Here is a 23986-nt window from a genome sequence, read left to right on the forward strand (position 1 = left end):
CGTGTCGGCCGCTCGGATTAAAAATAATTAGGTAACACTATACATTATAATCCATTTATCCCAATCCACCTCTAATGCTGCCCATCTTTATAAGGAGCTCTTTTAATATATTGTATTCTTGACAGTTGTTATCTAAAATTTGAGATTCCTTACCCAATAGATGAAGAAGTATTGGTCGTGCAGTTTTCAATAGAGTATGATAAAAGTTGTTTTCGATGTTTGATTCCAGGTCAAAATTGAGATTAAGTATTTTGTTTGTAAGTTCAAAATCAACTTCATATTCTTTTCTGATATCATCAGATAGAATTCTCTTTGACACGCTGGGGTTAGCATATCTAGATGCAAATTCAAAATCACTTTTTATTTGGGGATAGAATTCCATTATTTTTTCTATTGCCCATTCTCCGTATTTGCTTTTAATCTCAATTAAAGCCCGTCCTGTTCCTAAGAATTCAGGGGGCATCCCTATGGAATACATAGATGCTGTAAATGTTATTGCTCGTGGAATTGAAGTGCTTAAATTTGTATCAATTTCTAATAATTCTTTTTTTAATTTATCATCATTAATAATTTCTATAAATCTTCTCATATCTACAAACTCTCTGTGATATGACAAACCTTTTTTAGAAGCAGCTAATCTATCACGGTTTTTGGGGATAAATAAGGATATATTAGAAACTGTTTCAGCGATTTTAATGAAGGATTGAAGATAGTGCTTTGTGAATATTCCTATGAAGTCATAAATCAGGTTAATATCTTCAGAGGTAAATTTTTTTGGCTGGTATTTGTCTATATTAGTTTTTAGATATTCAACTAATTTTTGCGTTTTCTCAAATCCATGGTCATACCTTAATGCTGATTGAATTGTTATTGTTTTTACTCCAGAATAAGTTTTTAAAAAATTATCTAAGTTTTCTAATGTAAGTTGTCCTCTAAATGGGAGGGTTCCGCATCCCATTATTGGATAAACTTTAATAGAACTTTTTTCTGACCATATATTAGACTTGTATAGAGATAATATGACGGTTAGCACACTAGATACTATTCCGTAAGAAAGAGCAGAATCAGATCTTCCTATCATGTATCGTATATATTCTGGCTTATAATCTAATGCCTTTGTGTAATCTTCTAGTAGTTTATCAACGTTTATAAGTGATGATATATCTTCGAAAAGGGGAATTATTCCTATGGAGCTTTCATCAAAGTGAATATTGAAGTTCTTGTTTCCAAGTTCAATAACTGATTTTATACGGGAGTTAACATCGATTAAATCCTTTGATGATTCACACATGGGGATGATAACTTCTTTAATTGCCTGAAGTTTTGTCTTTTCATAAATAGAGATATTGGTTTCAACCACAGCCATAATACACATTATTTGTCTGAAAATGGTTTCTTTATCGGCACTTGAAAGCCTAGGAGTAATAAAAACATCCTTTCCTGGGACTAAGTCATTGTTTAATAATTCAAGTGCTATCTGTAGTGGCTGGTGGTAAGGGGTCAATTTTCCTTCAAAATCTATCATAACCTCATCGATTCCTAATCCACCGCTGTCCTGCTTTATCAGGGAAAATACAGCCTCTTCGGGTTCCTGTTGAACAGATATATATTCCTTTGCGTTATCTGGGTGCTGAGTCATCATAGTTAGAGGTATTCTCATAAAATCACTCCTAAAAACTTTATGTTATATTATATTCAATAATGAAAGAAATGATAACGAAACTTGCAAATTTAATTTAATAATATCATTTTTGCACTTTGAAATCAATTATTTATGAAAAAAATATTTTGCTAAGATTCATTATTCGATAAGTTGTCGTTGGTTCATAAGTCAAGTTCAAATTAATTTAGAAATTGATTGATATGGTGAGATTAGGATAAATTATATCTAAAATTCTTTGATTTATAAAATTATTTAAATTTGACAAAACTATATATAGTATATAAACTTTAATAAGTGCACTAAATATTGTGTTTATTTTACATAAGAAGGGGAGAGAACGATGCTTACACAAATCAAAAAAAGAGATGGAAGAGTAGTAGGGTTTAGTAAAGAAAAAATTACAAGAGCTATTTTCCTTGCCGCGCAAAACGTTGGTGGAACGGACTACACGAAGGCTGAAGAGTTGACAGAAAAGGTAATGGGTTATATGATGAACAATCTTCCAGAAGAAGAAATTCCCACTGTAGAATTTATTCAGGATTGTGTAGAAAAGGTGTTAATTGAGCATGGGCATGCAAAGACTGCAAAGGCATATATACTTTATAGGGCAAAAAGAACAAGATATAGGGAAGCAAAGACGGAACTTATGGATGTTGTAAGAGAAATTTTAGTTGAAACAAATAGAGAGAATGCAAACATAGGAAACTCCCCATCAGCAAAGATGCTTCAGATTGCATCGGCTGCAAGTAAACAATATTATTTACATAATGTAATTCCTGAAGATATGGCTAAGGCACATGTTAAGGCAGATATACATATACATGATTTGGACTTTTATGGCAAAACTCTTAACTGTTTACAAATAGATTTAACAAAGTTAATGCTTAATGGATTTAATACTGGTTATGGTTATATAAGACCGCCAAAGAGAATATCATCAGCAACAGCACAGGCAGCTATAATTCTTCAGAGCAATCAAAATGATATGTTTGGAGGTCAAAGTTTTCCTCATTTTGATAAATCAATGGCAGAGATAATTAGAACATTTAAAGAAAAACCTTCATATGAAGAAGTATTCCAAGCAATGGAGGCGCTTGTTTATAATCTAAACAGCATGCATTCAAGAGCAGGAGCACAGGTTCCATTTAGCAGTATAAACCTTGGAACGGATACAACTGAAGAAGGAAGAATGGTAATTAGGGCTATGCTTGAGGCATTTGACAAGGGACTTGGAAGAGGTGAAAGCCCAATATTTCCTAATCTAGTTTTCAGAGTGAAAAAGGGAATTAATTTTGATGAAGGTGACCCTAACTATGATTTGTTTAAACTTGCAATGAAGGTTGCATCACATAGAATGAATCCTACTTTTAGCTTTATGGATTCAAGTTTTAACGCAAAATATGGTGATGAAATTTCTTATATGGGATGCAGAACAAGAACTATCCAAAATAGAAATGGACTCGAGATTTCTGCTGGAAGAGGAAATATAGCACCTGTTACACTAAATCTACCTAGACTTGCACTAAAGGCTGGTTATGGGAATATAGATGCTTTCTTTAAAAATCTTGATGAAATGCTTGATTTAGCAAAGAGACAACTTTTACATAGATTTGAAGTTATAGCAAATTTAAAGGTAAAAGATCTCCCATTCCTTATGGGACAAAAACTCTATATGGGTTCAGAAAACTTGAAGGATGAAGATACTATAAGAGATGCTATTAAAAATGGAACTCTCGGAATAGGATTTATTGGTCTCGCAGAGACTTTAAAGGCTCTTGTTGGTAAGCATCATGGGGAAGATAAAGAAACCCACGAATTAGGATATAGAATTATAGAATATATAAGAAAATATACAGATGCAACTTCAGAAGAAACTGGCTTAAACTTTGTTTGTTACGCGACACCTGCAGAAGGAACGGCAGGGCGATTTGTACCTTATGATAGAAATACATATGGTTTAATAGAAGGTGTTACAGATAAAGAATATTACACCAATTCATACCATGTTCCTGTATCTTATGAGATTAGCATATTTGACAAGATAGAAATAGAAGGAAGATTCCATAAGTTATGTAATGGAGGACATATAAGTTATGTTGAATTACCTTCGACTGTTGAAAACAATATAGAAGCATTTGAAAAGATACTAAGATGGATGGCAAAATGTGATATTGGGTATGCAGGAATAAATTTCCCAATAGATGAATGCAGAGTCTGCGGCCATAGAGGAATAATATACAACGAATGCCCGGAGTGTAAAAGTGAAGATATAAGAAGAATCAGAAGGATTACGGGATATCTTTCGACCATTGATAGATTTAATGATGCAAAAAAGACTGAACTTAATGAGAGGGTTAAACATAACTGGCAGTAATGAAGAGTCTTTTCACTGAAACATACTTGTTTTAAGTATATAGTTTTATTTAACTCATTATGGGAAGATGTAGAAATGTCAAAAAGTCAGGAGGCTGGCACTTATGAGAATAGCTGGCGTTGTTAGGGAAAGTTTTGTAGATGGCCCTGGTATAAGATATACTATCTTTGCTCAAGGCTGCAGCCATAGATGTGATGGCTGCCACAATCCATCAACCCATGACTTTGAGGGTGGGTATGAGATTAGCGTTGATGAGATATTTGATGAAATACTAAAATACAAACATATAGATGGTGTTACGTTTTCAGGAGGAGATCCATTTTTCCAAGCGGACGAATTTAGCCTCCTTGCAGAAAAGGCAAACGAAAAAGGGTTGAACATTATTGCTTACTCAGGTTTTTATTATGAAGATTTATTAAACAACGAAAAATTTAAAAGACTTCTTGAAAACATTGATATATTGATAGACGGACCATTTGAAAGGGATAAGAGGGATTTAAGGCTAAAATTTAGAGGTTCAACAAACCAAAGAGTTATTGATGTTAAAAGAAGCTTAGAAGTGGGAAGTTTAGTTGAGATGGAGTTTTAATATACTATTTTTGGACATTGAATTAGAATAAATATTTAAAAGTTTAATTTTAAGCCCCATGAATGATTATATTATGAAATCGCTCATGGGGCTTTGTCCTAATTGTCAAACAACTCAAGAAGTCAAGAAATCAAGTGACAGGCACCAATATATAAAATACTACGCCGTTAGGAGTGTTATTTACCCCATAGCTACCTCCGTGCATCTCTATAATGCTCTTTACAATTGAAAGGCCAACACCGGTGCCGCCAAATTTTCGATTTCTTGATTTGTCGATTTTGTAGAATAGGTCCCATATTTTATCTATTTCATCTTCAGGAATATGCGAGCCTGAGTTTTCTACTTCTAATTTTATCTTGTTGTCTTGTCTTAGCATGTTTATTATTATTTGGCCATTATCATTTGTGTGCTTTATTGCATTTGTTAAAAGGTTTGTAATAACTTGACCTATCCTGTCCCAGTCGGCATATACTTCACAATTTTCAATTAAATTAAGTTGAAGGTCGATTGATTTTTCCTGTATAGGACCAATAAATTTCTTTACTGTTGAATCAACTAATTTATCTAAGTTAAATTTTTCTTTAGAGATTTCAAGCTTTCCTGACTCCAATTTTGAAAGCTCTAACATGTCTTCTACAAGTGAAGCCATATTTTTGGTTTCGTCTAGTATTATATCTAAATAGTAATCTTTATTCTTGTCATCAAATATATCATCTTTTAAAGCTTCAGCATATCCTTCTATAAGAGCTATTGGAGTTTTTAAGTCATGGGATGCTGCGGCAATAAAGTCTCGCCTCATTTTATCCAATTTTTTTTCTTTTTCAATGTCTTCTTCAAGTTTAGCATTTGCCTCTTTAAGAGAGGTTAATGCATTATTAAGATTTTCAGACAAAACATTCAGGCTATTTGCAAGGCTGCCAATTTCATCTTTGGACTGGACAGAACATTTTTCAGAAAAGTCCAAGTTTGCCATCTTTGTTGCAACTTTATTCATTTGAACAAGAGGTTTAGTAATTATTTTAGAATAAAAATAGGAAAGTATTAATACAACAGCAAGAGCGAGAAAAATAAAGTATAAAAATATTTTATTTATTATGAAAACTGCTTCGTTAATTGGTTGAACTGATGTAGCTGATATAATAATTTCACCTTTTTCGTTGTAGTTATAAACACTGACAATTCCTTTTATAGGGCCCTGGTTATCAGATAAGAAAAAGGTTGCAATATCATCGCTTTTTCTAACAAATCTCATTTCTGAATCGCCAATGTTTTTTACAACATCAATAAGAAGTCGGTTCCTCAAAACTTTATCTCTTCCGTCAATTCTGAATATTTTGGGAACTAAATTTGAATTTAGAACAATTATCTTTGTATTGCTGTTTTCTTCAGATTCAAGCAAAACCTTTTCAATTTCATCTAATGTTTTTGCCTTTTTGTAACCCGCCACAAATTCGTTAAGAGTCCTTTCGGTTTGATAAATTTTTTGTTTTATATAAAATCTTTCAAAAAATAAGGATAAGAATAACATTGTAGAGATTATGAAAGCAACGAATATTGCTGCGTTGATAATAAATAATTTTCTACTAATGCTATTAATCTTTCTCATGTTTCACCTCGAATCTATACCCATATCCCCTGACGGTGGTTATTAAATAGCCCTTTGAGCAGAGCTTTTCTCTAAGTCTTTTAACATGGGTATCTACCGTTCTTGCATCTCCATCATAATCAAAACCCCATATAGCATCTAGTATCTTTTCACGAGTAAGCGTAATTCCTTTGTTCTTAAAAAGATAAAGCAATATTTCGTATTCTTTTGGAGATAGGAATACCTCTTCTCCATCAACTAAAACTCTGTGGGCATCTTCGTCTATTAACAATCCGTCATATGCAGCATTATTAATTATCTCTTGTGAATAGTATGTCCTTTTTATCAGAGCCTTTATGTTTGCTGAAATAACCTTTGGACTTACAGGTTTTGTAAGATATATATCTGTTCCAAGTTCAAAACCCAATAACTTATCATCATCATCGGATTTTGCTGTTAACATAATAACTGGTATTGAAGAAGTTTTTCTAATTTCATTTAAAAGACTCCAACCGTCCATGATAGGCATCATAACATCTATTACAGCAAGATGCATCCTTTGATTTTTGATTATCTTCAAAGCTTCATATCCATTTTCGGCAGTTAAAACTGTATACTTATCCCTTATTAAATAAGCTTTAATAAGTTCTCTTATCCTTTCTTCATCATCGACAACAAGAATAGTTTCGTTCATATGACCACCTCATTTAGCAGTTTTTATTTTATTATATCTTTTTTGTTTAGTTTTGAAGTTACAAAAATATGAATAAATTGTTAACTACAACTTTGATTTTAAAATCTCTTAAAAAATGATTGTAATGATGTTTTGTTGTATAATATAATTAAGCAACTTAAACTTAAGTGCCTGGCACTTTAAAGTGAGGGATAATATGGAACAAAATTGTATGCAAAAGATTAGGGATATTTTCAGTAGTTTGAAAGGAGCTGAAAAGAGAGTAGCAGAGTATATTTTGAAGCACCCTAAGGATATAATACACTTTTCTATTACAGAACTTTCAGAAGCTGCTGAGTGTGGAGAAGCGACAATTATAAGGTTTTGTAAGAAGTTGGGTTATAAGGGTTATCAGGAATTAAAGATTAAAATGGCAAGCGAAGTTATATCTCCAATTGAGGATATTCATGAAGAAATTAAAGAGAATGATGATGAGCTTGTTATAATGCAAAAGGTTTTTAACGCAAATATATATTCTTTAAACCAAACCTTGAAGTTAAACGATTATAAGCTAATAAAAAAGGCTATTGATATATTATATAATTCCGAAAGAATAGTGTTTTACGGGATGGGGGGTTCAGCTGCACTTGCATATGATTTTTATCATAAATTTCTAAGAACAGGCAAGTGGGTTGAGTTTGCTTCAGATAGCCATGTTCAAGCTATGATTTCTTCAAGACTCAATGATATGGACTGTATTTTTGCTATATCTAATACGGGAAGCAATAAAGATTTAATAGAAAATATTGGGATTGCCCGAAAAAATGGAACAAAGGTTATAAGCATCACTGCAAATAGTAAATCTCCAATTTCAAAGGTATCAGATGTTGTTTTAATATCCTATGGAAAGGAATCAAATTTTAAAAGTGAAGCAATGGAGTCAAGAATAAGTGCATTAAGTTTAATTGATACTATTTTCGTAGGATATTGTTTAAAGGATAAAGAGGAGTATCTTGATAATCTCCATAAAGTAAGAAATGCTATTGCTGTAAAAAGATATTAATCTGCCAATTTTGGCAGATTTTTTGTTATATTATATTGTATTTTTACATATAATGTTTTATAATTAAGGAGAAAAGTTTCAAAATTATCAAAAATATTTACGAATATCATTAAAAGTGAAGAAATTTTTCAAAAAAAGGGGTAAGGTTATGGGAAACTACTACATAGGATTGGATATCGGAACTACAAGCACAAAGGGTATTTTGTTTAGTGAAAAGGGGGATGCAATTAAAAAACATTTTAAAGAATATCCTATTATATCTAATGAAAAAGATTTTAAAGAACAGGATCCGGATGAAATTTTTAATGCAGCAATCATTGTTCTTAAAGAGTTAATTAATGGCAATGAAGAAGAAATAAAATTTATATCTTTTAGTTCAATGATGCATAGTATAATGGCTATTGATAAAGATGGAAATTGTTTAACTAATTGTATAATATGGGCTGATAACAGAAGCAACGAATATGTTAAAAGATATAAAGAAAATGGAATAGGGATTAAATATTATAAAAAAACAGGAACGCCAATACATCCAATGTCACCTTTATATAAGATTATGTGGCTAAAAGATAAACAAAAGGATATATTCGATAGAGCATATAAGTTTATTTCAATAAAGGAATATGTTTTTTATAAATTATTTAACGAGTTTATCGTAGATTATTCAATTGCCTCCGCAACAGGGATGTTTAATATATTTGATTTAAGGTGGGACGAAGAAATTCTTGATGATTTGGGATTGAATCAAAGTATGCTTTCGAAGCCTGTTCCAACTACGTCCTATGTTTCAGAATTGAAGGAAGAGTATAGTAATATACTCGGGCTAAAAAAGAAAATACCATTTATAGTTGGTGCAAGTGATGGATGTCTTGCAAATTTGGGTTCCGGAGCAATATTTAATAATACAGCTGCGGTCACAATTGGAACAAGCGGTGCAATACGAGTGGCTTTTGAAAAACCCTATGTTGATGAAAAGGCAAGGGTATTTAGCTATATTTTGACGGAAGATAAATACATTGTTGGGGGCGCAATAAATAATGGTGGTATTGTTTATAGATGGTTTAGAGATGCTTTTGCTGCTGAAGAAAAATCATTGGCAGACAAATTAAATATAGATTCGTATGAACTACTAAATGATTACGTGAAAAGCACACCACCTGGTAGTAATGGAATTTTGTTTTTACCATTTTTATCGGGTGAGAGAGCTCCATATTGGAATTCAGAGCTAAAGGGTGCATTTTTAGGAATAAAAAATACTAACGATAAAAAGGATTTTACAAGAGCAATATTAGAAGGTATTTGTTTTGACTTAAGGGATGTATTTGAAGTAATTAAGGGGTTTGGCGAAATAAATAGAGTATACGCCAATGGTGGCTTTGTAAGAAGCAGAGACTGGGTTCAAATGTTATCAGATGTTATGAATGTTGAGATTGAAGTATCTGAAAATTACGACAGCTCAATCACAGGTGCTTTTTTGCTTGGCCTATTGGCTATAAATAAAATAAAGAATATTGAAGAAAGCATAGATTATATAAAATTAGATGAAAAGTTTGTGCCAATAAATTTGAATAAAAAAATATATGATGATTTATTTGTGATTTACAGAGATGCTATAAACAGGCTTATGCCTGTTTTAGAAAAATTATAATTTTAAAGAGGGGGATTAAAATGACAAACGCTACTTATTTAACACTTGTAGTCATCGTAGGGGTTTTGGCGCTGTTGTTCCTTGTAATGAAACTAAAGGTTCAAGCCTTCGTGACACTCCTAATAGTCAGCATGGGGGTTGCTCTTGCTGCAGGCATGCCGCTTGATAAAATTATGGGCTCAATTCAAAACGGTATGGGAGGCACGCTTGGATTTATAGCAGTAGTAGTAGGACTTGGTGCAATGTTTGGACAAATGCTTGAAGTTTCTGGCGGTGCAGAAAGATTAGCAAGAACGCTTATTAAATGGTTTGGGAAAGAAAGAGCTTCTTGGGCACTTATGATTGCAGGTTTCATAATATCTATACCTGTATTTTTCGATGTTGGTTTTATAATCTTGGTTCCAATTGTATATTCGCTTGCAAAAGAAACAAAAAAATCATTGCTCTTTTATGGGATACCATTACTTGCAGGGCTTGCAGTAACACATACATTTGTTCCACCGACTCCTGGACCTGTTGCAGTTGCTCAGCTCTTAAATGCTGATATTGGAAAGGTAATCTTTTATGGATTAATTGCTGGTATTCCAACTGCAATCATAGCTGGTCCAGTGTTTGGAAAATATATTTCTGATAAAATTTATGTAAAAGTTCCAGAATATATATTAAAAGAAACTGAGAATGAAATAAGGGAAGATAAAGATTTACCAAGCTTTGGATTTATATTATTCACCATTCTTCTTCCGATAGTATTAATACTTTTGAATACTTGGTCAAGTGCATTTCTTCCAAAGGAAAGCTCAACAAGAATTTTATTTGGATTTATAGGACATCCTTTTGCAGCATTATTATTAGCAACACTTGTTGCTTTTATAGGACTTGGAACATATAGAGGAATGTCTAAGGAAAAAATAAATGAGATAGCAACTTCTGCATTAGCTCCTGCAGGGTTGATTATACTTGTTACTGGTGCTGGTGGTGTATTCAAGCAAGTTTTGATTGATAGTGGTGTTGGAAAACTCCTTGCTGAAAGTGTTGCACAATCAAACGTCAGTCCAATTTTCCTTGCTTTCTTAATTGCTGCAGTAGTTAGAGTTGCTCAAGGGTCTGCGACGGTTGCAATGATGACAGCAGGTGGAATTATGGCTCCAATGATGACATCATTTAATATCGATCCTGCATGGATAGTAATATCGATAGCAGCAGGTGCAACTATTTTATCACATGTTAATGACAGCGGATTCTGGTTAGTAAATAGATATTTTGGAATTTCAGAAAAGGATACGTTAAAATCCTGGACAATGATGGAAACAATTATCGCTGTCGTAGGTGTTCTTTGTGTATTTATATTTAGTTTATTTATATAATCTTAAGGGGCGGAATACCGCCCCTTAGTGACATTCACTTGACTTCTTGACTTCTTGAATTGTTTGACAATTTAAACTTATAAAATAAAATTATAATTAATATTTTGGAGGTGTTGTAAATGGAAATTGGTATCATTGGACTTGGAAAAATGGGGTATAATCTAGCACTAAATATGAAAGACAAGGGGCATAAGGTTGTGGCATATAATAAAACTCCGGACAAAACAAAAGATGCTGAAAATGAAGGAATAATTGGAGCATATAATCTTGAGGAACTTGTCAAAAAATTAAGTAAAAGAAGAGTAATTTGGCTTATGGTTCCAGCTGGGGAGATAGTAGATGAGCTTATTGAAGAACTAGCGCCACTTTTAGACGAACATGATATTATAATAGACGGTGGAAATTCATACTATAAGGATAGCATAAGAAGACATGCATTGTTAAAGAGTAGAGGTATTGATTTTCTTGATGCAGGAACAAGCGGTGGAATGGAAGGAGCAAGATATGGGGTCTGCACTATGATTGGCGGTGATGAAGAAGTATTTAGGTTTGTTGAGCCAATATTTAGGGATATTAGTGTGGAAAATGGTTATTTATATACTGGTAAAGCAGGTTCTGGTCATTTTGTTAAAATGATACATAATGGAATTGAATATGGAATGATGCAGGCCATAGCAGAGGGGTTTGAAATACTTGAAAAAAGCCAATTTGATTTGGATTTTAAGGAAGTTGCAAGGGTTTGGAACCATGGCTCTGTTATCAGAGGGTGGTTAATGGAATTGACAGAGAAGGCCTTTGAAAAGGACCCAAAACTTGATGGTATAAAGGGTGTAATGTTTTCGTCAGGTGAAGGTCTATGGACTGTTCAGGAAGCTCTTAGTTTAAAGGTTCCTGCGCCTGTTATAACTGAATCATTATATATGCGCTATCGTTCAGAAATGGAAGATACTTTCTCTGGAAAAGTTGTTGCAGCATTAAGAAATGAATTTGGAGGACATAAGGTAGTTAAGAAATAATATTATTTGGAAATTACTTAAAGAAAGTGGTGATAATGAATTGAGTGAAATATCATCAATTTTAGTTATATTTGGTGGAAATGGTGATTTAACAAAGCGAAAACTTTTTCCTGCTTTATATAATTTATTGTCTCAAGAACTGCTATTAAATAATTTTGCTGTAGTTTCAGTTTCAAGGACAAAAATGACTGATGAAGATTATATAACAAAAATGAAGGAATCAATTAAAGAGTTTTCACGTTTTGAATACGATGAAAGCGTCTTTAAGGAGCTAAAAAAGAGGGTTAAATACATCTCGTTTGATTTTTCTTCAGATGAAGGCTATAAGAATCTAAAACTTGAACTTGAAAAATTAGACAGTATATATAAAACCGATGGTAGAAGAATTTACTATTTAGCTGTTGCACCAGAATATTTTAGAATTATAGTTGAAAAATTGAAACTTCATAAAATGGCTGATGATAGTGGGAAATACAGAGTAGTTATTGAAAAACCATTTGGAAAGGATTTGCACTCAGCTAGGTGTTTGAATGAAACTATAACGGAAGCATTTTCAGAAAAAAACATTTATAGAATAGACCATTATTTGGGAAAAGAAATGATACAAAATATTATGGTTCTTAGATTTGCGAATTTTTTTATTGAATCTTTATGGAGCAACAAATATATTGATAATGTTCAAATTTCAGCTCTTGAAACCGTAGGGGTTGAAAATAGAGGAGGTTATTATGATTCCGCTGGAGCTTTGAAGGATATGGTTCAAAATCATATATTACAGCTTTTAACATTAGTAGCAATGGAACCACCTGTTAGACTCGATACAGAAAGTATAAGGGATGAAAAACTTAAGGTTTTAAAATCTCTTATGGAATTAACTCCGGAATACATAAAAGATAATGTTGTAAGAGGACAATACGATGAAGGATATATTAATGGCGTGAAGGTCCCGAAATATAGAGATGAATATAGGGTTAAACATAATTCAAATACAGAAACATATGTTGCATTAAAATTATTTGTGAATAACTATAGATGGGATGGAGTTCCCTTTTATATAAGAACAGGAAAAAGAACTAATAGAAAATTAACTGAGGTTGTTATTCAATTTAAAAATATGCCAAAGATTCTATACTATAATGAAAATAAGAATATAGTTCCTAATGTTCTGGTGATTAAGATTCAACCTGATGAGGGCATATATTTTCAGTTTAATGCGAAGGAACCAGGAAGTGTAAGTCAAATTATACCTGTAAAAATGGACTTTTGTCATAGTTGTATATTCGGTGGGAATACTCCTGAAAGTTACGAAAGGCTGCTTCTTGATAGTCTAAAGGGCGATTCAACTTTATTTACAAGGTGGGATGAGGTTGAGTATTCATGGAAATTTGTTGATGCGATCTCAACGCTCTGGTTAAATGAAAGCATTGATTTCCCAAATTATAAGGCAGGCAGCATCGGACCTAAAGAAGCAGAAAATTTGATTAAAAGAGATAATAGGGAATGGTGGTCAAGATGATAATTGATATTTCAATGGACATACATCCTGATATGCAGGTTTATAAAAATTTAGAAGCAAAAAAGCCTAAGATAATAATTCAAAATGATTTTGAAAATGACGATATGTTTGAGTCGAAAATTGAAATGAATTTGCATACTGGAACGCATATTGACGCACCACTGCACTTTATTAAAAATGGAGAAACGATTGATAGAATAAACTTAAACAACTTAATAACAAAATGCAAAGTGCTGGATTTTACTAAATGTGAAGAAAAGATTTCAATAAATGATTTAATAAATAAAGAAATTAATAAAGATGATTTTATTTTACTAAAAACCAAAAATTCATTTGGCGATGAATTTGATTTCAATTTTGTTTATTTAGATAAAAATGCAGCAGAATATTTAAGTGAAATTGGAATAAAAGGTATAGGAATTGACGGTCTTGGAATCGAAAGAGCACAACCTGGACATGAAACACATAAAATTCTTCTTAGTAATGGAATAATAATTATAGAAGGGTTAAGGCTTAAACAAATTGTGGAAGGAGAATATCAACTAATTGCCCTTCCACTAAAGATACTGAAAGCCGAGGCTTCCCCTGCAAGGGCATTATTGGTGACATTCACTTGATTTCTTGACTTCTTGAGTTGTTTAACAATTAGGACATGATAAGAATTATTTATGTTAGCTATTTTAATTAAAAAGCCGCATGAGATGATTATTATGGCATCTATAAGAAAGCATGTGCCATTATAACCATTCATGAGGCTTTGTGAGTATATTAGGTTAACTTGTCCACATAGATAGGTGGAACTCTTATATAAGGGTAATTTATTTTTGAAATTTTAATTTTTATCTGTAAATGGGTGTTTTTCTCACTGATTTTTCATTATTTGCAAAAATATTTTAGTTTTTGCAAATGATTAATTTATAGATAAATCAACACTATCGTTTTCAAATGCTTGTCTATCAAATTCATTTTCGCTTGCAGCAACTATGAGAGACGATACGGCTGCACCTGTAACATTAGTCATAGTTCTTGCCATATCAACGATTACATCTATACCAAGAAGAATAGCAAGACCTTCAACAGGGAGACCTAAGGTTGTAAGAACTACAGTTGCAGCAAGTGAAGCTGTGCCAGGAACTCCAGCAATTCCAATTGATGAAAGCGTTGTTGATGCTACAAGTAAAACGTAGTGATTGAGGGAAAGGTCAACCTTGAACATATTAGCAACAAATATTGCCACTAAAGCAGGATAAATACCTCCGCATGCGTTCATACCAGCAGTTGCACCTAGAGGGGCAACAAAACTTGCGACCTTGTCTGAAATCTTAACACCTTCGGTTAATGATTTAATTGTTACTGGTAGCGTTCCAAAACTGCTTTGAGTTGAGAATGCGACAACCTGTGCTGGGTAAATTTTCTTGAAAAATTTCAATGGATTTATTTTAGCAAATATTGCAATAAGGCTGGAATGAACTATTGCAATTTGTAACAAGCAAGCTATATAAACAGCTAATATAAAGGTAAATAAAGGAGTTAATGATGCAATACCATATTCAGTTGAAATTGAAGCAATAAGTCCAAATATACCATAAGGTGTTAATTTTAGAACCATTTTTGTAAGCCTTGACACAACTTGATTTAGTCCAAAGAAAAATTCTCTTACGCTTTTAACCTTTTCATTTCCTTTTGCAAACTCAAAGGACAATGCTACACCTATTAGAATTGAGAAAACAATTACAGGCAGTATCTTCCCATTAGCCATTTCATTTACTGGGTTTTTAGGTATCATATCTAATAATACTTGAGTCAAAGTTGGAATTTCCTTAGCTTTAAAACTTTCATCAGGAACAAATGTTGAATTAATACCTAAGTTAAATATATTTCCAATGAAAATCCCAATGATTGTTGCAATTGCAGTTGTGGATAATAGGGCTGTAACGGCCTTTAATCCTATTCTTTTTAATTCATTAGCATCATTTAATGAGTTTATGCTTGCTATTATTGAAGTAATAACCAAGGGCAATACAAGCATTTTAATTAAATTCACATAGGCTGAGCCTATGAAACTGAAAATATATTGTTCATTTTTAATTATAGCTCCAGCAAGAAGTCCAAGAATTAATGCAGCTAGAGAAATCATTGAAAAGGATAATTTTTTATTCTTTAAAAACTTAATTATTGAAAATGAAATAATTGTTGCTATTAAAGCAAGTAAAATTGACATACTATCACCTCATCAAAATTTATTTATTTTACTGCGCGCAGATTTTAACAAACAAAAAAGCCTTCTACCCCTTATTCAGAGGCAGAAGGCTAACTTCCACGGTCCCACTCTGATTAGGCAAAAAATGCCCATCTCATCTATTCTGGTGCTAACACACCATATCTCTATAACGGGAGATCCCGTAACAACCTACTTGATTTCGGTATAACACTCTCAGGCGCACTTCAGATATACTACATCATAGAATTCTCTCAGCCTTGGAATTCCTCTCTGTATGATTCATATAACCTACTTTACCTGGTCATTGTGTTTAATTCATACTATTTAACTCTGATTTGTTTTTATTATAAACAATTATTTTATTTCTGTCAACAAAAATTTTGTTTTTTGTTATAATTAATTATAACGAATTTTATTTGGAGGTTAATATGCAAACAATAAAGAAGAAGGAACCGTGTTGAGTGGTTGAAAAGAAAGAGTTCAGTTTGAACAGTGATGATTATTTGAATATTAATTTGATTGACGAGACAACTAGCGATAAGCATGTTAGACATCTTTTTGATGGGGATGTTAGCATTAATAATTTTAAAGTAAAAAGGATTAAAACTAAAATTGAGACTAAAGATAAATTAGGAACAATTAAAGTAAGGTTAGATATAGGTAGAAATGATTATGCGATTCCACCAGGATTATACGCTATAGGTAATCCGGATGAAAATTCTCTGGTTTTAGCTACTGCCAATTATAAATTGACTATTGATTCTTTAAGAAAAGAACTAGAAGGGTTGAACCTTTGGATATTAGTTTTAGATACTAAAGGAATTAATGTATGGTGTGCTGCAGGCAAAGGAACATTTGGGACAAAAGAGATGATAAACAGAATAAACAAAACTCATCTTAAGGAATTATTAAAAAGCAGAACAATTATACTTCCACAACTTGGGGCATCGAGCATGATAGCACATATTGTAACTAAAATAACAGGGTTTAAACTTATCTATGGACCTGTCAGGGCTAAAGATATTAAAAAATTTTTAGAAAATAATTTTAAAGCTACTGAAGAAATGAGAAGAGTAACTTTTAATATGTATGAAAGACTAGTACTAACACCTATAGAATTTGTTCATACTTTAAGATATTATCCATTTGTTTTTATTTTATTAATAATTTTGAACACGATTATAGGTAAAAGCAATATAGGTAAAATAATAAATGTTTCTTTTTTAAATAGTTTTGCATACTTGATAGCAGCATTTATTGGAACAATTATTTTCCCCATATTGTTACCTTATTTGCCTTTCAAAATGTTTTCTTCAAAAGGCTCGGTTTTAGGAATACTTTGGTCAGTTGTATTTTGTTTGGCATCAAATAAATTTTTGTTTAGCGGTGATGTTATAAATTTATTAGGTCACTCACTGATTATGACCACAATCGTTAGCTATTTATCGATGAATTTTACCGGCTCGACTACATTTACATCGTTTTCAGGTGTTCAAAAAGAAACGACTGTTTCAGTTCCAATAATGATTGCAACTTCCGTCGTAGGATTAATTTTAGTAATTTTAGGCATAATCATTTGAGGTGGTGATATTATGGGACTTAGTTATTTGAAAAATGTTGCTAAAATTAAAATTGATGAAAAGGAATGCGTAGGCTGTGGAATATGCAAAATAGTTTGTCCACATAGAGTTATTGATATTGTTGATGGAACAGCAATTTTGAAGGATAAAGATGCATGTATAGAGTGCGGTGCTTGTGCATCGAATTGCCCGACAAGAGCTATTACTGTAGATACAGGTGTAGGGTGAGCCTATGCCATATTAAAAGGCAAGTTTACCGGTGGTAAACCATGCTGTTAAATTATGTCACTTTACTTTTAAAAGAGGTGATTATAAATGAAAATTTATACTAAAAAAGGAGATAAGGGAACAACAAGCAACGTAATAGGAATGTCTCTTTCGAAAGCAGACATTTTTATGGAACTTCAAGGGGGAATTGACGAAATTAATGCAAATGTTGGGCATTTGAGAAGTATAATTAAAGATTCCAAAATTAAGGAAGCAAATTATATAGATGAAAAGCTCAAGAAAATACAATTTATATTATATAAAACTGGTGTTGATGTTTCGTCTCAATTTAGATATCAGCATATATCAGATGAAGATGTAAAATTTATTGAAATCGAAATAGATTATATGACAGAAAAGATGCCGATTCTTAATAGCTTTATACATTATAGTGGTTCAGCATCTTCAACATATTCACATGTGATAAGAACGATAATTAGAAGGGTAGAGAGGGTCTTTGTTAGAGTTTTGGAGGGTATGGAATACCCAGTCGATTATCAATTTATAAATAGACTTTCCGATTATTTTTTTACTTTAGCAAGATATATTAATTTTTTAGAAGGAATAGGCGATGAAGCAATGAATATGAACTAGTTTAACCAAAGACAGTTAGGAGGTTCAAAATGAGAGTAGGTCACGGATACGATGTTCACAAATTAGTAGAAGGAAGAAAACTTATTCTAGGTGGAGTTGAGATACCTCACGAGAAGGGTTTATTAGGACATTCTGATGCTGATGTTCTTGCACATGCGATAATGGATGCAATTTTAGGTGCTGCAGCCTTAGGAGATATTGGCAAGCACTTTCCGGATACAGATGATAAATTTAAAGGAGCAGATAGCATTAAACTTTTAGAACATGTTGGAATGCTTATTAATGAAAAGAAATATACAATATCAAATATAGATTCAACAATCATAGCACAAAGGCCAAAACTTGCACCGTATATTGAAAAAATGAGAAAAAACATTGCAAACGCGCTTAATATTGAGGAAGACCAAGTAAATATTAAGGCAACGACCGAAGAAGGCCTTGGATTTACAGGCAAAGGTGAGGGTATAGCTTCACATGCAGTAGCTTTGATTTTTAAAGCAAACTCTTAAAAGTAATTATTTATATGGGAAAGAGGTAAGGGTATGCGAAGGTTTGAGTTTGATATAATGCCTGAAATAAAAGAAAGATGGTCGCCCAGGTCTTTTTCAAATGAAAAAATTTCACTGGACGATGTCAAAGCTCTAATTGAAGCGGCAAGGTATGCACCTTCATGCTATAATGAGCAACCATGGAGATTTATAGTTGCTTACAATTATAAAGAATTGGAATTGGTAAGAAGTATTCTTGTTGAACAGAATAGGATTTGGGCGGATAATGCACCAGTATTATTGGTTATATTATCTAAAAAGTTCTTTGAGAATGGCAAAGAGAACCCATGGCATATGTTTGACGCAGGAACTGCCTGGGGATATTTAAGCCTGGAAGCTCAAAGAAGAGGCCTCATTACTCACGCTATGGGTGGATTTAAACGTAAGGAAGCAATGGATAGATTAAATATTTCCGATGACTATGAAATTGCTGTTGTTGTTGCTATAGGTAAAATGGGGGATAAAGAAAAATTGCCAGAAGAGCTTAAAAAGCGAGAAAATCCTGGAGAGAGAAAAGATGTTAAGGATTTAATTTATAATATATAAGAATACACCCGTGAAATGATTTGTATTATATTTCATAAGAATGATGTATTAACGAAATTGATAACGAAAACATTCATTCACGGGTGCTTTATTTTAATAATTTATATTTATTATCCGTGATTAAATAGTATATTCCTTGATAAGATTTAAATACAATAAATTTTTCTTTTGAAATGTGATTGGTAAATTCTTCTAAAGCCCAGTTATTTCGATATAACAGTTCTGCAAATGGTTCTCCAACATATCTTAAGTGCCATGGTTCAAATGAGATACCAGTAATTTTTGTTTTGTCTTTTGGATATCTTATAATAAAACCATATTTCCAGGAATTTTGCTTTAACCATTTATAATGGTTTGTTTGTTCAAAGGATGAGTAATTATTCCTACTTTTTGAAGAAATATCAATAGCAAGACCAGTTTGATGTTCGCTCATTCCAGGTTTTTGAACGTATTTTGCTGTAATAATCCTATAATCATTTGGATATATCTTTTTAAATCTGTTTAAATATGAAGTGTATATATTGGTTTGGTCATTGTAACTTCTATATGCACTTCTGATAACAAAATCTCTCACTCCATTTCTATTTGCTTCTTTTATCATGCTTCCTAATTGCATAGCTGCGTTTCTTTTTAGCCTCATGCTATTTGTAACTTCTGCATTTATCTTTCCCTTTAAATAAACTAAATCCTTTGGAATAAAATTAGAAGCCAAGGGGTTATTTTTATTTACAATTTTCATATATTGTGAATTGTCCAAAATTATTTTTTTACTGTTTATTATAATTATTTTATTTTTTAAGGAAATATTGAGGTAAAAATAATCTGTTTTATTTAGAGAAGACTTATTAATAATCAACTGATTATGTTTTATTTCACATATTGCATTTGATACTGATAATATTGCAAATGGTTCTTTATCATTTATTAATTCAATATAAAAATTTATACCATCAAAATTTATTAAGAACTTATTATTACTAATAGCCTTTGTGCTTGTATTTTTTGCTACAAAACGACCATCCTTATATACAATATAATTGTTTACATCTATAATTTTATTGTTAACTTTAACTATAAATTTTTTTGAGACTTCATTGGCAAAAACAGGAATTTTTATTAAAATAAATAATAAAAGATAAAATAGTAAAATTTTAAAAAATAGTCGACGCAAGATACCACCTCTATGTTATGGAAAGGTTTATTTTGTTTTAATTTATTTTATATTAAAATAAACAATACTACAAATCCAAATCATGCCGATTGGTAGGTGAATAAATGAAAAAAGTTTTGATTTTATTATTATTTTTCTTTATATATCTATTATTTGAAATTTCAACATTGGCTATAAATAGTGTTGAAATTAAAACAGAAAAAATAAATGGCGAGGTAAAAATACTTCAAATTTCTGATTATCACGATAGTAAATTCCACAGTAAATTTATCATTAATGCTATTAGAAGATCAAAACCGGATATAATTGTAATAACTGGGGATTTAATAGACCAAAGCACCAAAAGTATTGATAGAGTAATGAATTTAATAGATGAAATTGTAGCGATTAATAAAAAGATATATTACGTTCCTGGTAACCATGAATATTACAGCGGGTTAAAAATAAAACTCTTAGGAGAATTGCAAAAAAGAGGCGTCATAGTTTTGATAAATAAGAACACTAAAATATCAGTTGGAATGGAAAATATAAATTTATGTGGAATTGATGATTTTCTTACTGGAAATTATGATATAAAATCAGCACTGTTTAATATAGACAAAAACAATTTTACTATTCTTTTATCGCATTCACCTGATGTGATTATTAAAAACAGAAACATAGATGTTGACCTTATATTAAGTGGCCATACACATGGTGGGCAAATAAGACTTCCTTTAATTGGGGCTTTAGTTGCACCTGGACAGGGATTTTTACCTGAGTATGATAAAGGACTGTTTAAAATAAATAATACTTTATTATATATTGATAGTGGTGTTGGAACAAGTCACTATCCTATAAGATTCCTAAACAGAAGTCAAATAAGTTTAATAAGAATTTGTAATAAAGACAAATGAATATTGACAACTATTATAGATAAAAATATAATTATGTAAAGAATTAAATAGTGAAATGCTGTGAAAAAGAATAGTAAGCATATTCAACAGAGAGAAAACCCCAGGCTGAAAGGTTTTCAACGTGCTGAACCCGCTTTGGAGCAGTTAGCGAAGAGCTATACCGGCATTAGCCGTTATCCATAATGAGTTAAAATTTAGGTGGTACCGCGGAGTAAGCCTTCGCCCTATTGGGTGAGGGCTTTTTTTCATGCTGTTTGAAATTGTCAAACAATTCAAGAACTCAAGAAATCAAGTGAATGTCACTAAAAGGAGGTTTGATTATGAGACTTAGCAATTTGTTTATGCCAACATTAAGGGAGGTTCCAGCAGAAGCTGAAATAGCAAGCCATCAGCTTATGCTAAGAGCTGCGCTGATGAGAAAATTAGCATCGGGAGTTTATAACTATCTGCCATTAGGGCTAAGGGTTTTAAGAAAGATTGAAGAAATAGTAAGAGAAGAGATGAATAGGGAAGGAGCACAGGAGATACTTTGTTCTGCTCTTTTACCATCTGAGCTTTGGAAGGAATCAGGAAGATGGGAAGTATTTGGACCAGAGATGTTTAAACTGCTCGATAGAAATGGAAGAGAGTTTTGTTTAGGGCCAACGCATGAGGAGATTTTTACAGACATAATTAGAAATGAAGTAAAGTCATACAAGGATATGCCATTAAATATTTATCAGATTCAAACCAAATACAGGGATGAAAGAAGACCTAGATTTGGTGTAATGAGAAGCAGAGAATTTACGATGAAGGATGCCTACAGCTTTGATACTTCCTGGGAAGGACTTGATGAATCCTTTAATAAGATGCACAGGGCATATACAAGAATATTTGAAAGATGCGGACTTGACTTTAAGGCAGTGGAAGCTGATACAGGCGCTATGGGTGGAACCGGCTCAATGGAATTTATGGTTAAATCCGATATTGGTGAAGCTGAAGTTGTATTCTGCTCAAGCTGTGACTATGCAGCAAATATAGAAAAGGCACCAACATTTGATAAAGAAATTGAAAGAAAAGAAGATGCAAAGGCTTTAGAAAAAGTTGAGACACCAAATGTAAGAACAATTGAGGAATTGGTTGGTTTCTTCAACACAACTGCAGAAAAATTTGCAAAAACGTTGATATATAAAGCAGATGATAAAGTTGTTGCAGTTATGGTAAGAGGAGATAGAGATGTCAATGAAACAAAGGTAGTAAACCACTTAAAATGCATCAACTTTGAACTTGCTGACGCAGAAACAGTAAAGAAGGCTACCGGTGCTGATGTTGGATTTGCCGGACCGATTGGAATAAAGGTTGATGAGCTTTTAATAGATTTTGAAGTTAAGAATATAGAAAATATGATAATTGGTGCTAATAAAACAGGATATCATATAATAAATGCAAAATATGGAAGAGACTTTGAAGGAACTCTTGGAGATTTTAGAAACATAGCAGTTGGAGATAAATGTCCAAAGTGTGGTGCCGAGATTACAATTAACAGAGGCATTGAAGTTGGACATATTTTCAAGCTGGGCACAAAATATTCAAGCGCCATGAATGCAACATTTGTCGACGACAAGGGAGAAGAAAAGCCAATAATAATGGGTTGCTATGGTATAGGTATAAACAGAACTATGGCAGCAGTAATTGAACAAAACCACGACGAAAAAGGGATTATGTGGCCACTTTCAGTTGCTCCATATCATGTAATAGTTGTTCCCGTTGTTATGAAGGATGAATTTGCAGTTAATGCTGCAGAAGAAATCTATTCTAAACTAAATGAAATGGGAATTGAAACATTAATAGACGATAGAGACGAAAGAGCAGGTGTTAAATTTAATGACGCCGACCTTATTGGAATACCTATAAGAATTACTGTAGGAAAGAAGATAAAGGATGGAATCGTTGAATTTAAACTTAGAAATTCTAGTGAAGTTAAAGAAATAAAAGTTGAAGAAATCTACGACGAAGTTTTAAAAGTGTTCAAACAAAACAATGTAAAAATTAAGAGGCTGGTTTAGTCCAGCCTCTTTTGGTGACATTCACTTGATTTCTTGAGTTCTTGATTTGTTTGTCAATTTGGACAATTAATTTATATACTTCAATCCAATAATTTCAATTCATTTAATATATTTGAAAGAGAATCATTTATAAATTCAATTCTATTTTGTAATAGAATAAGGCTTTCTGAATAAATATCATCTACTTCTATACTAACGATATAATTTTTAAGCAATTGAAAATTTTTATATGCAGGTATAAATAATTTGTTTATTAAAAAATTTCTGCTTGTATAGGAAAGATTTCCATCGATATATTGGGATTTCAAAAAACCTGTGCATTGGAAAAAGTAAAATGATGCCTCTTGAAGTGTATTAAAGCAAATGTTATATGTTTCGATAGATTCTTTCACAGGTTTAATTCCCTTTAAATGCTTAGTGGCATTTAATATAGCCTTTTGTAGGTTTTGCATTTTAAATAATACTGAAACAATTTCAGCATTTTTACGCATTTCCAATAAAATCCCCCCAAGGTTTTTCTTATTATATAAATATGCTAATGACCAATATTATATAATCTATAAAAAGGTTTAATGTATTTAAAGTGAATTTAGTTTTCAACTTAAACTTGTTAAAAAAATGGCAAAC

General features: G+C 32.0%; 21 protein-coding genes and 1 other annotated feature. Of the genes, 15 read left to right on the top strand and 6 right to left on the bottom strand.

Features of this window, described 5'->3' with window-relative positions; translation table 11 throughout:
• Positions 1 to 55: 55 nt before the first annotated feature.
• The gene (gene ppcA, locus ABG79_RS08670; RefSeq protein WP_057979082.1) at positions 56 to 1660 is read right to left on the bottom strand and encodes a phosphoenolpyruvate carboxylase; all 1605 of its coding nucleotides are present in this window, start codon (positions 1658 to 1660) and stop codon (positions 56 to 58) included.
• 343 nt (positions 1661 to 2003) lie between these two features.
• Here ppcA and nrdD point away from each other — a divergent pair, with 343 nt between their 5' ends.
• Positions 2004 to 4037 (top strand): anaerobic ribonucleoside-triphosphate reductase, encoded by a 2034-nt coding sequence (nrdD, locus tag ABG79_RS08675; RefSeq protein ID WP_057979083.1) that lies wholly within the window; start codon positions 2004 to 2006, stop codon positions 4035 to 4037.
• Positions 4038 to 4140: 103 nt separating this feature from the next.
• Positions 4141 to 4626, top strand: coding sequence for an anaerobic ribonucleoside-triphosphate reductase activating protein (gene nrdG, locus ABG79_RS08680; RefSeq protein WP_057979084.1), 486 nt, complete (start codon positions 4141 to 4143; stop codon positions 4624 to 4626).
• Between the two features lie 130 nt (positions 4627 to 4756).
• Here nrdG and ABG79_RS08685 read toward each other — a convergent pair whose 3' ends face one another.
• Positions 4757 to 6232, bottom strand: coding sequence for a sensor histidine kinase (locus ABG79_RS08685; protein WP_057979085.1), 1476 nt, complete (start codon positions 6230 to 6232; stop codon positions 4757 to 4759).
• Positions 6219 to 6905, bottom strand: coding sequence for a response regulator transcription factor (locus ABG79_RS08690; protein WP_057979086.1), 687 nt, complete (start codon positions 6903 to 6905; stop codon positions 6219 to 6221). The genes ABG79_RS08685 and ABG79_RS08690 overlap by 14 nt, the downstream gene beginning before the upstream one ends.
• 196 nt (positions 6906 to 7101) lie before the next feature.
• Between ABG79_RS08690 and ABG79_RS08695 the strand changes: the two genes are divergently transcribed.
• The 6 genes from ABG79_RS08695 (at position 7102) to ABG79_RS08720 (ending at position 14108) form a co-directional block, all read left to right on the top strand.
• Positions 7102 to 7947 carry a MurR/RpiR family transcriptional regulator gene (locus tag ABG79_RS08695; protein WP_057979087.1) on the top strand — a complete coding sequence of 282 codons (846 nt, stop codon included), beginning with the start codon at positions 7102 to 7104 and terminating at the stop codon, positions 7945 to 7947.
• A 148-nt stretch (positions 7948 to 8095) separates the two neighbouring features.
• Complete coding sequence (locus ABG79_RS08700; protein WP_057979088.1) at positions 8096 to 9595, top strand: gluconokinase; 1500 nt, start codon at positions 8096 to 8098, stop codon at positions 9593 to 9595.
• Positions 9596 to 9615: 20 nt separating this feature from the next.
• Positions 9616 to 10959 carry a GntP family permease gene (locus ABG79_RS08705; RefSeq protein WP_057979089.1) on the top strand — a complete coding sequence of 448 codons (1344 nt, stop codon included), beginning with the start codon at positions 9616 to 9618 and terminating at the stop codon, positions 10957 to 10959.
• A gap of 119 nt (positions 10960 to 11078) precedes the next feature.
• On the top strand, positions 11079 to 11975 hold the full coding sequence (gene gnd, locus ABG79_RS08710; protein ID WP_057979090.1) for a phosphogluconate dehydrogenase (NAD(+)-dependent, decarboxylating): 897 nt from the start codon (positions 11079 to 11081) through the stop codon (positions 11973 to 11975).
• Between the two features lie 40 nt (positions 11976 to 12015).
• Entirely contained in the window at positions 12016 to 13491 is a 1476-nt protein-coding gene (gene zwf, locus ABG79_RS08715; protein WP_057979091.1) for a glucose-6-phosphate dehydrogenase, read from the top strand.
• The gene (locus tag ABG79_RS08720) at positions 13488 to 14108 is read left to right on the top strand and encodes a cyclase family protein (protein ID WP_057979092.1); all 621 of its coding nucleotides are present in this window, start codon (positions 13488 to 13490) and stop codon (positions 14106 to 14108) included. Before zwf ends, ABG79_RS08720 begins: the two co-directional genes overlap by 4 nt.
• Positions 14109 to 14401: 293 nt before the next feature.
• On the opposite strand, the gene ABG79_RS08725 is transcribed toward ABG79_RS08720, so the two are convergent.
• Positions 14402 to 15712, bottom strand: coding sequence for a dicarboxylate/amino acid:cation symporter (locus ABG79_RS08725; RefSeq protein ID WP_057979093.1), 1311 nt, complete (start codon positions 15710 to 15712; stop codon positions 14402 to 14404).
• 74 nt (positions 15713 to 15786) lie between these two features.
• Positions 15787 to 16026: a binding site (T-box leader), on the bottom strand.
• A 114-nt stretch (positions 16027 to 16140) separates the two neighbouring features.
• Between ABG79_RS08725 and hgcA the strand changes: the two genes are divergently transcribed.
• The 5 genes from hgcA to ABG79_RS08750 all read left to right on the top strand — a co-directional run bounded on the left by hgcA (position 16141) and on the right by ABG79_RS08750 (position 19247).
• Positions 16141 to 17292, top strand: coding sequence for a mercury methylation corrinoid protein HgcA (hgcA, locus tag ABG79_RS08730; protein WP_252989020.1), 1152 nt, complete (start codon positions 16141 to 16143; stop codon positions 17290 to 17292).
• Between the two features lie 12 nt (positions 17293 to 17304).
• A complete protein-coding gene (locus ABG79_RS08735; protein WP_057979095.1) occupies positions 17305 to 17520 on the top strand; it encodes a 4Fe-4S binding protein in 216 nt (71 codons plus the stop codon).
• An 87-nt stretch (positions 17521 to 17607) separates the two neighbouring features.
• Positions 17608 to 18153 carry a cob(I)yrinic acid a,c-diamide adenosyltransferase gene (locus ABG79_RS08740; protein WP_057979096.1) on the top strand — a complete coding sequence of 182 codons (546 nt, stop codon included), beginning with the start codon at positions 17608 to 17610 and terminating at the stop codon, positions 18151 to 18153.
• A gap of 29 nt (positions 18154 to 18182) precedes the next feature.
• The gene (gene ispF / locus ABG79_RS08745) at positions 18183 to 18662 is read left to right on the top strand and encodes a 2-C-methyl-D-erythritol 2,4-cyclodiphosphate synthase (RefSeq protein WP_057979097.1); all 480 of its coding nucleotides are present in this window, start codon (positions 18183 to 18185) and stop codon (positions 18660 to 18662) included.
• Between the two features lie 33 nt (positions 18663 to 18695).
• Positions 18696 to 19247, top strand: coding sequence for a nitroreductase family protein (locus ABG79_RS08750; protein WP_057979098.1), 552 nt, complete (start codon positions 18696 to 18698; stop codon positions 19245 to 19247).
• A gap of 88 nt (positions 19248 to 19335) precedes the next feature.
• On the opposite strand, the gene ABG79_RS08755 is transcribed toward ABG79_RS08750, so the two are convergent.
• Positions 19336 to 20418, bottom strand: a complete 1083-nt coding sequence (locus ABG79_RS08755) for a M15 family metallopeptidase (RefSeq protein ID WP_057979099.1) — start codon at positions 20416 to 20418, stop codon at positions 19336 to 19338.
• 104 nt (positions 20419 to 20522) lie between these two features.
• On the opposite strand from ABG79_RS08755, the gene ABG79_RS08760 reads away from it, so the two are divergent.
• Both ABG79_RS08760 and ABG79_RS08765 read left to right on the top strand, forming a co-directional pair.
• Entirely contained in the window at positions 20523 to 21314 is a 792-nt protein-coding gene (locus tag ABG79_RS08760; protein ID WP_057979100.1) for a metallophosphoesterase, read from the top strand.
• Positions 21315 to 21634: 320 nt separating this feature from the next.
• Complete coding sequence (locus ABG79_RS08765; protein ID WP_057979101.1) at positions 21635 to 23359, top strand: proline--tRNA ligase; 1725 nt, start codon at positions 21635 to 21637, stop codon at positions 23357 to 23359.
• Between the two features lie 80 nt (positions 23360 to 23439).
• Here ABG79_RS08765 and ABG79_RS08770 read toward each other — a convergent pair whose 3' ends face one another.
• Complete coding sequence (locus ABG79_RS08770; protein ID WP_057979102.1) at positions 23440 to 23856, bottom strand: hypothetical protein; 417 nt, start codon at positions 23854 to 23856, stop codon at positions 23440 to 23442.
• Between the last annotated feature and the right edge of the window lie 130 nt (positions 23857 to 23986).

The organism is Caloramator mitchellensis (assembly GCF_001440545.1).
Classification (GTDB): domain Bacteria; phylum Bacillota; class Clostridia; order Clostridiales; family Caloramatoraceae; genus Caloramator; species Caloramator mitchellensis.

Excerpts from the sequence above, each read along its gene's own strand:
- ABG79_RS08700 (WP_057979088.1), top strand. The coding sequence starts at position 8,096 with ATGGGAAACTACTACATAGGATTGGATATCGGAACTACAAGCACAAAG.
- ABG79_RS08765 (WP_057979101.1), top strand. The coding sequence starts at position 21,635 with ATGAGACTTAGCAATTTGTTTATGCCAACATTAAGGGAGGTTCCAGCA.
- ABG79_RS08725 (WP_057979093.1), bottom strand. The coding sequence starts at position 15,712 with ATGTCAATTTTACTTGCTTTAATAGCAACAATTATTTCATTTTCAATA.
- ppcA (WP_057979082.1), bottom strand. The coding sequence starts at position 1,660 with ATGAGAATACCTCTAACTATGATGACTCAGCACCCAGATAACGCAAAG.
- gnd (WP_057979090.1), top strand. The coding sequence starts at position 11,079 with ATGGAAATTGGTATCATTGGACTTGGAAAAATGGGGTATAATCTAGCA.
- nrdD (WP_057979083.1), top strand. The coding sequence starts at position 2,004 with ATGCTTACACAAATCAAAAAAAGAGATGGAAGAGTAGTAGGGTTTAGT.
- ABG79_RS08685 (WP_057979085.1), bottom strand. The coding sequence starts at position 6,232 with ATGAGAAAGATTAATAGCATTAGTAGAAAATTATTTATTATCAACGCA.
- ispF (WP_057979097.1), top strand. The coding sequence starts at position 18,183 with ATGAGAGTAGGTCACGGATACGATGTTCACAAATTAGTAGAAGGAAGA.
- ABG79_RS08760 (WP_057979100.1), top strand. The coding sequence starts at position 20,523 with ATGAAAAAAGTTTTGATTTTATTATTATTTTTCTTTATATATCTATTA.
- ABG79_RS08740 (WP_057979096.1), top strand. The coding sequence starts at position 17,608 with ATGAAAATTTATACTAAAAAAGGAGATAAGGGAACAACAAGCAACGTA.
- ABG79_RS08690 (WP_057979086.1), bottom strand. The coding sequence starts at position 6,905 with ATGAACGAAACTATTCTTGTTGTCGATGATGAAGAAAGGATAAGAGAA.
- ABG79_RS08720 (WP_057979092.1), top strand. The coding sequence starts at position 13,488 with ATGATAATTGATATTTCAATGGACATACATCCTGATATGCAGGTTTAT.
- nrdG (WP_057979084.1), top strand. The coding sequence starts at position 4,141 with ATGAGAATAGCTGGCGTTGTTAGGGAAAGTTTTGTAGATGGCCCTGGT.
- ABG79_RS08750 (WP_057979098.1), top strand. The coding sequence starts at position 18,696 with ATGCGAAGGTTTGAGTTTGATATAATGCCTGAAATAAAAGAAAGATGG.
- ABG79_RS08705 (WP_057979089.1), top strand. The coding sequence starts at position 9,616 with ATGACAAACGCTACTTATTTAACACTTGTAGTCATCGTAGGGGTTTTG.
- ABG79_RS08695 (WP_057979087.1), top strand. The coding sequence starts at position 7,102 with ATGGAACAAAATTGTATGCAAAAGATTAGGGATATTTTCAGTAGTTTG.
- ABG79_RS08735 (WP_057979095.1), top strand. The coding sequence starts at position 17,305 with ATGGGACTTAGTTATTTGAAAAATGTTGCTAAAATTAAAATTGATGAA.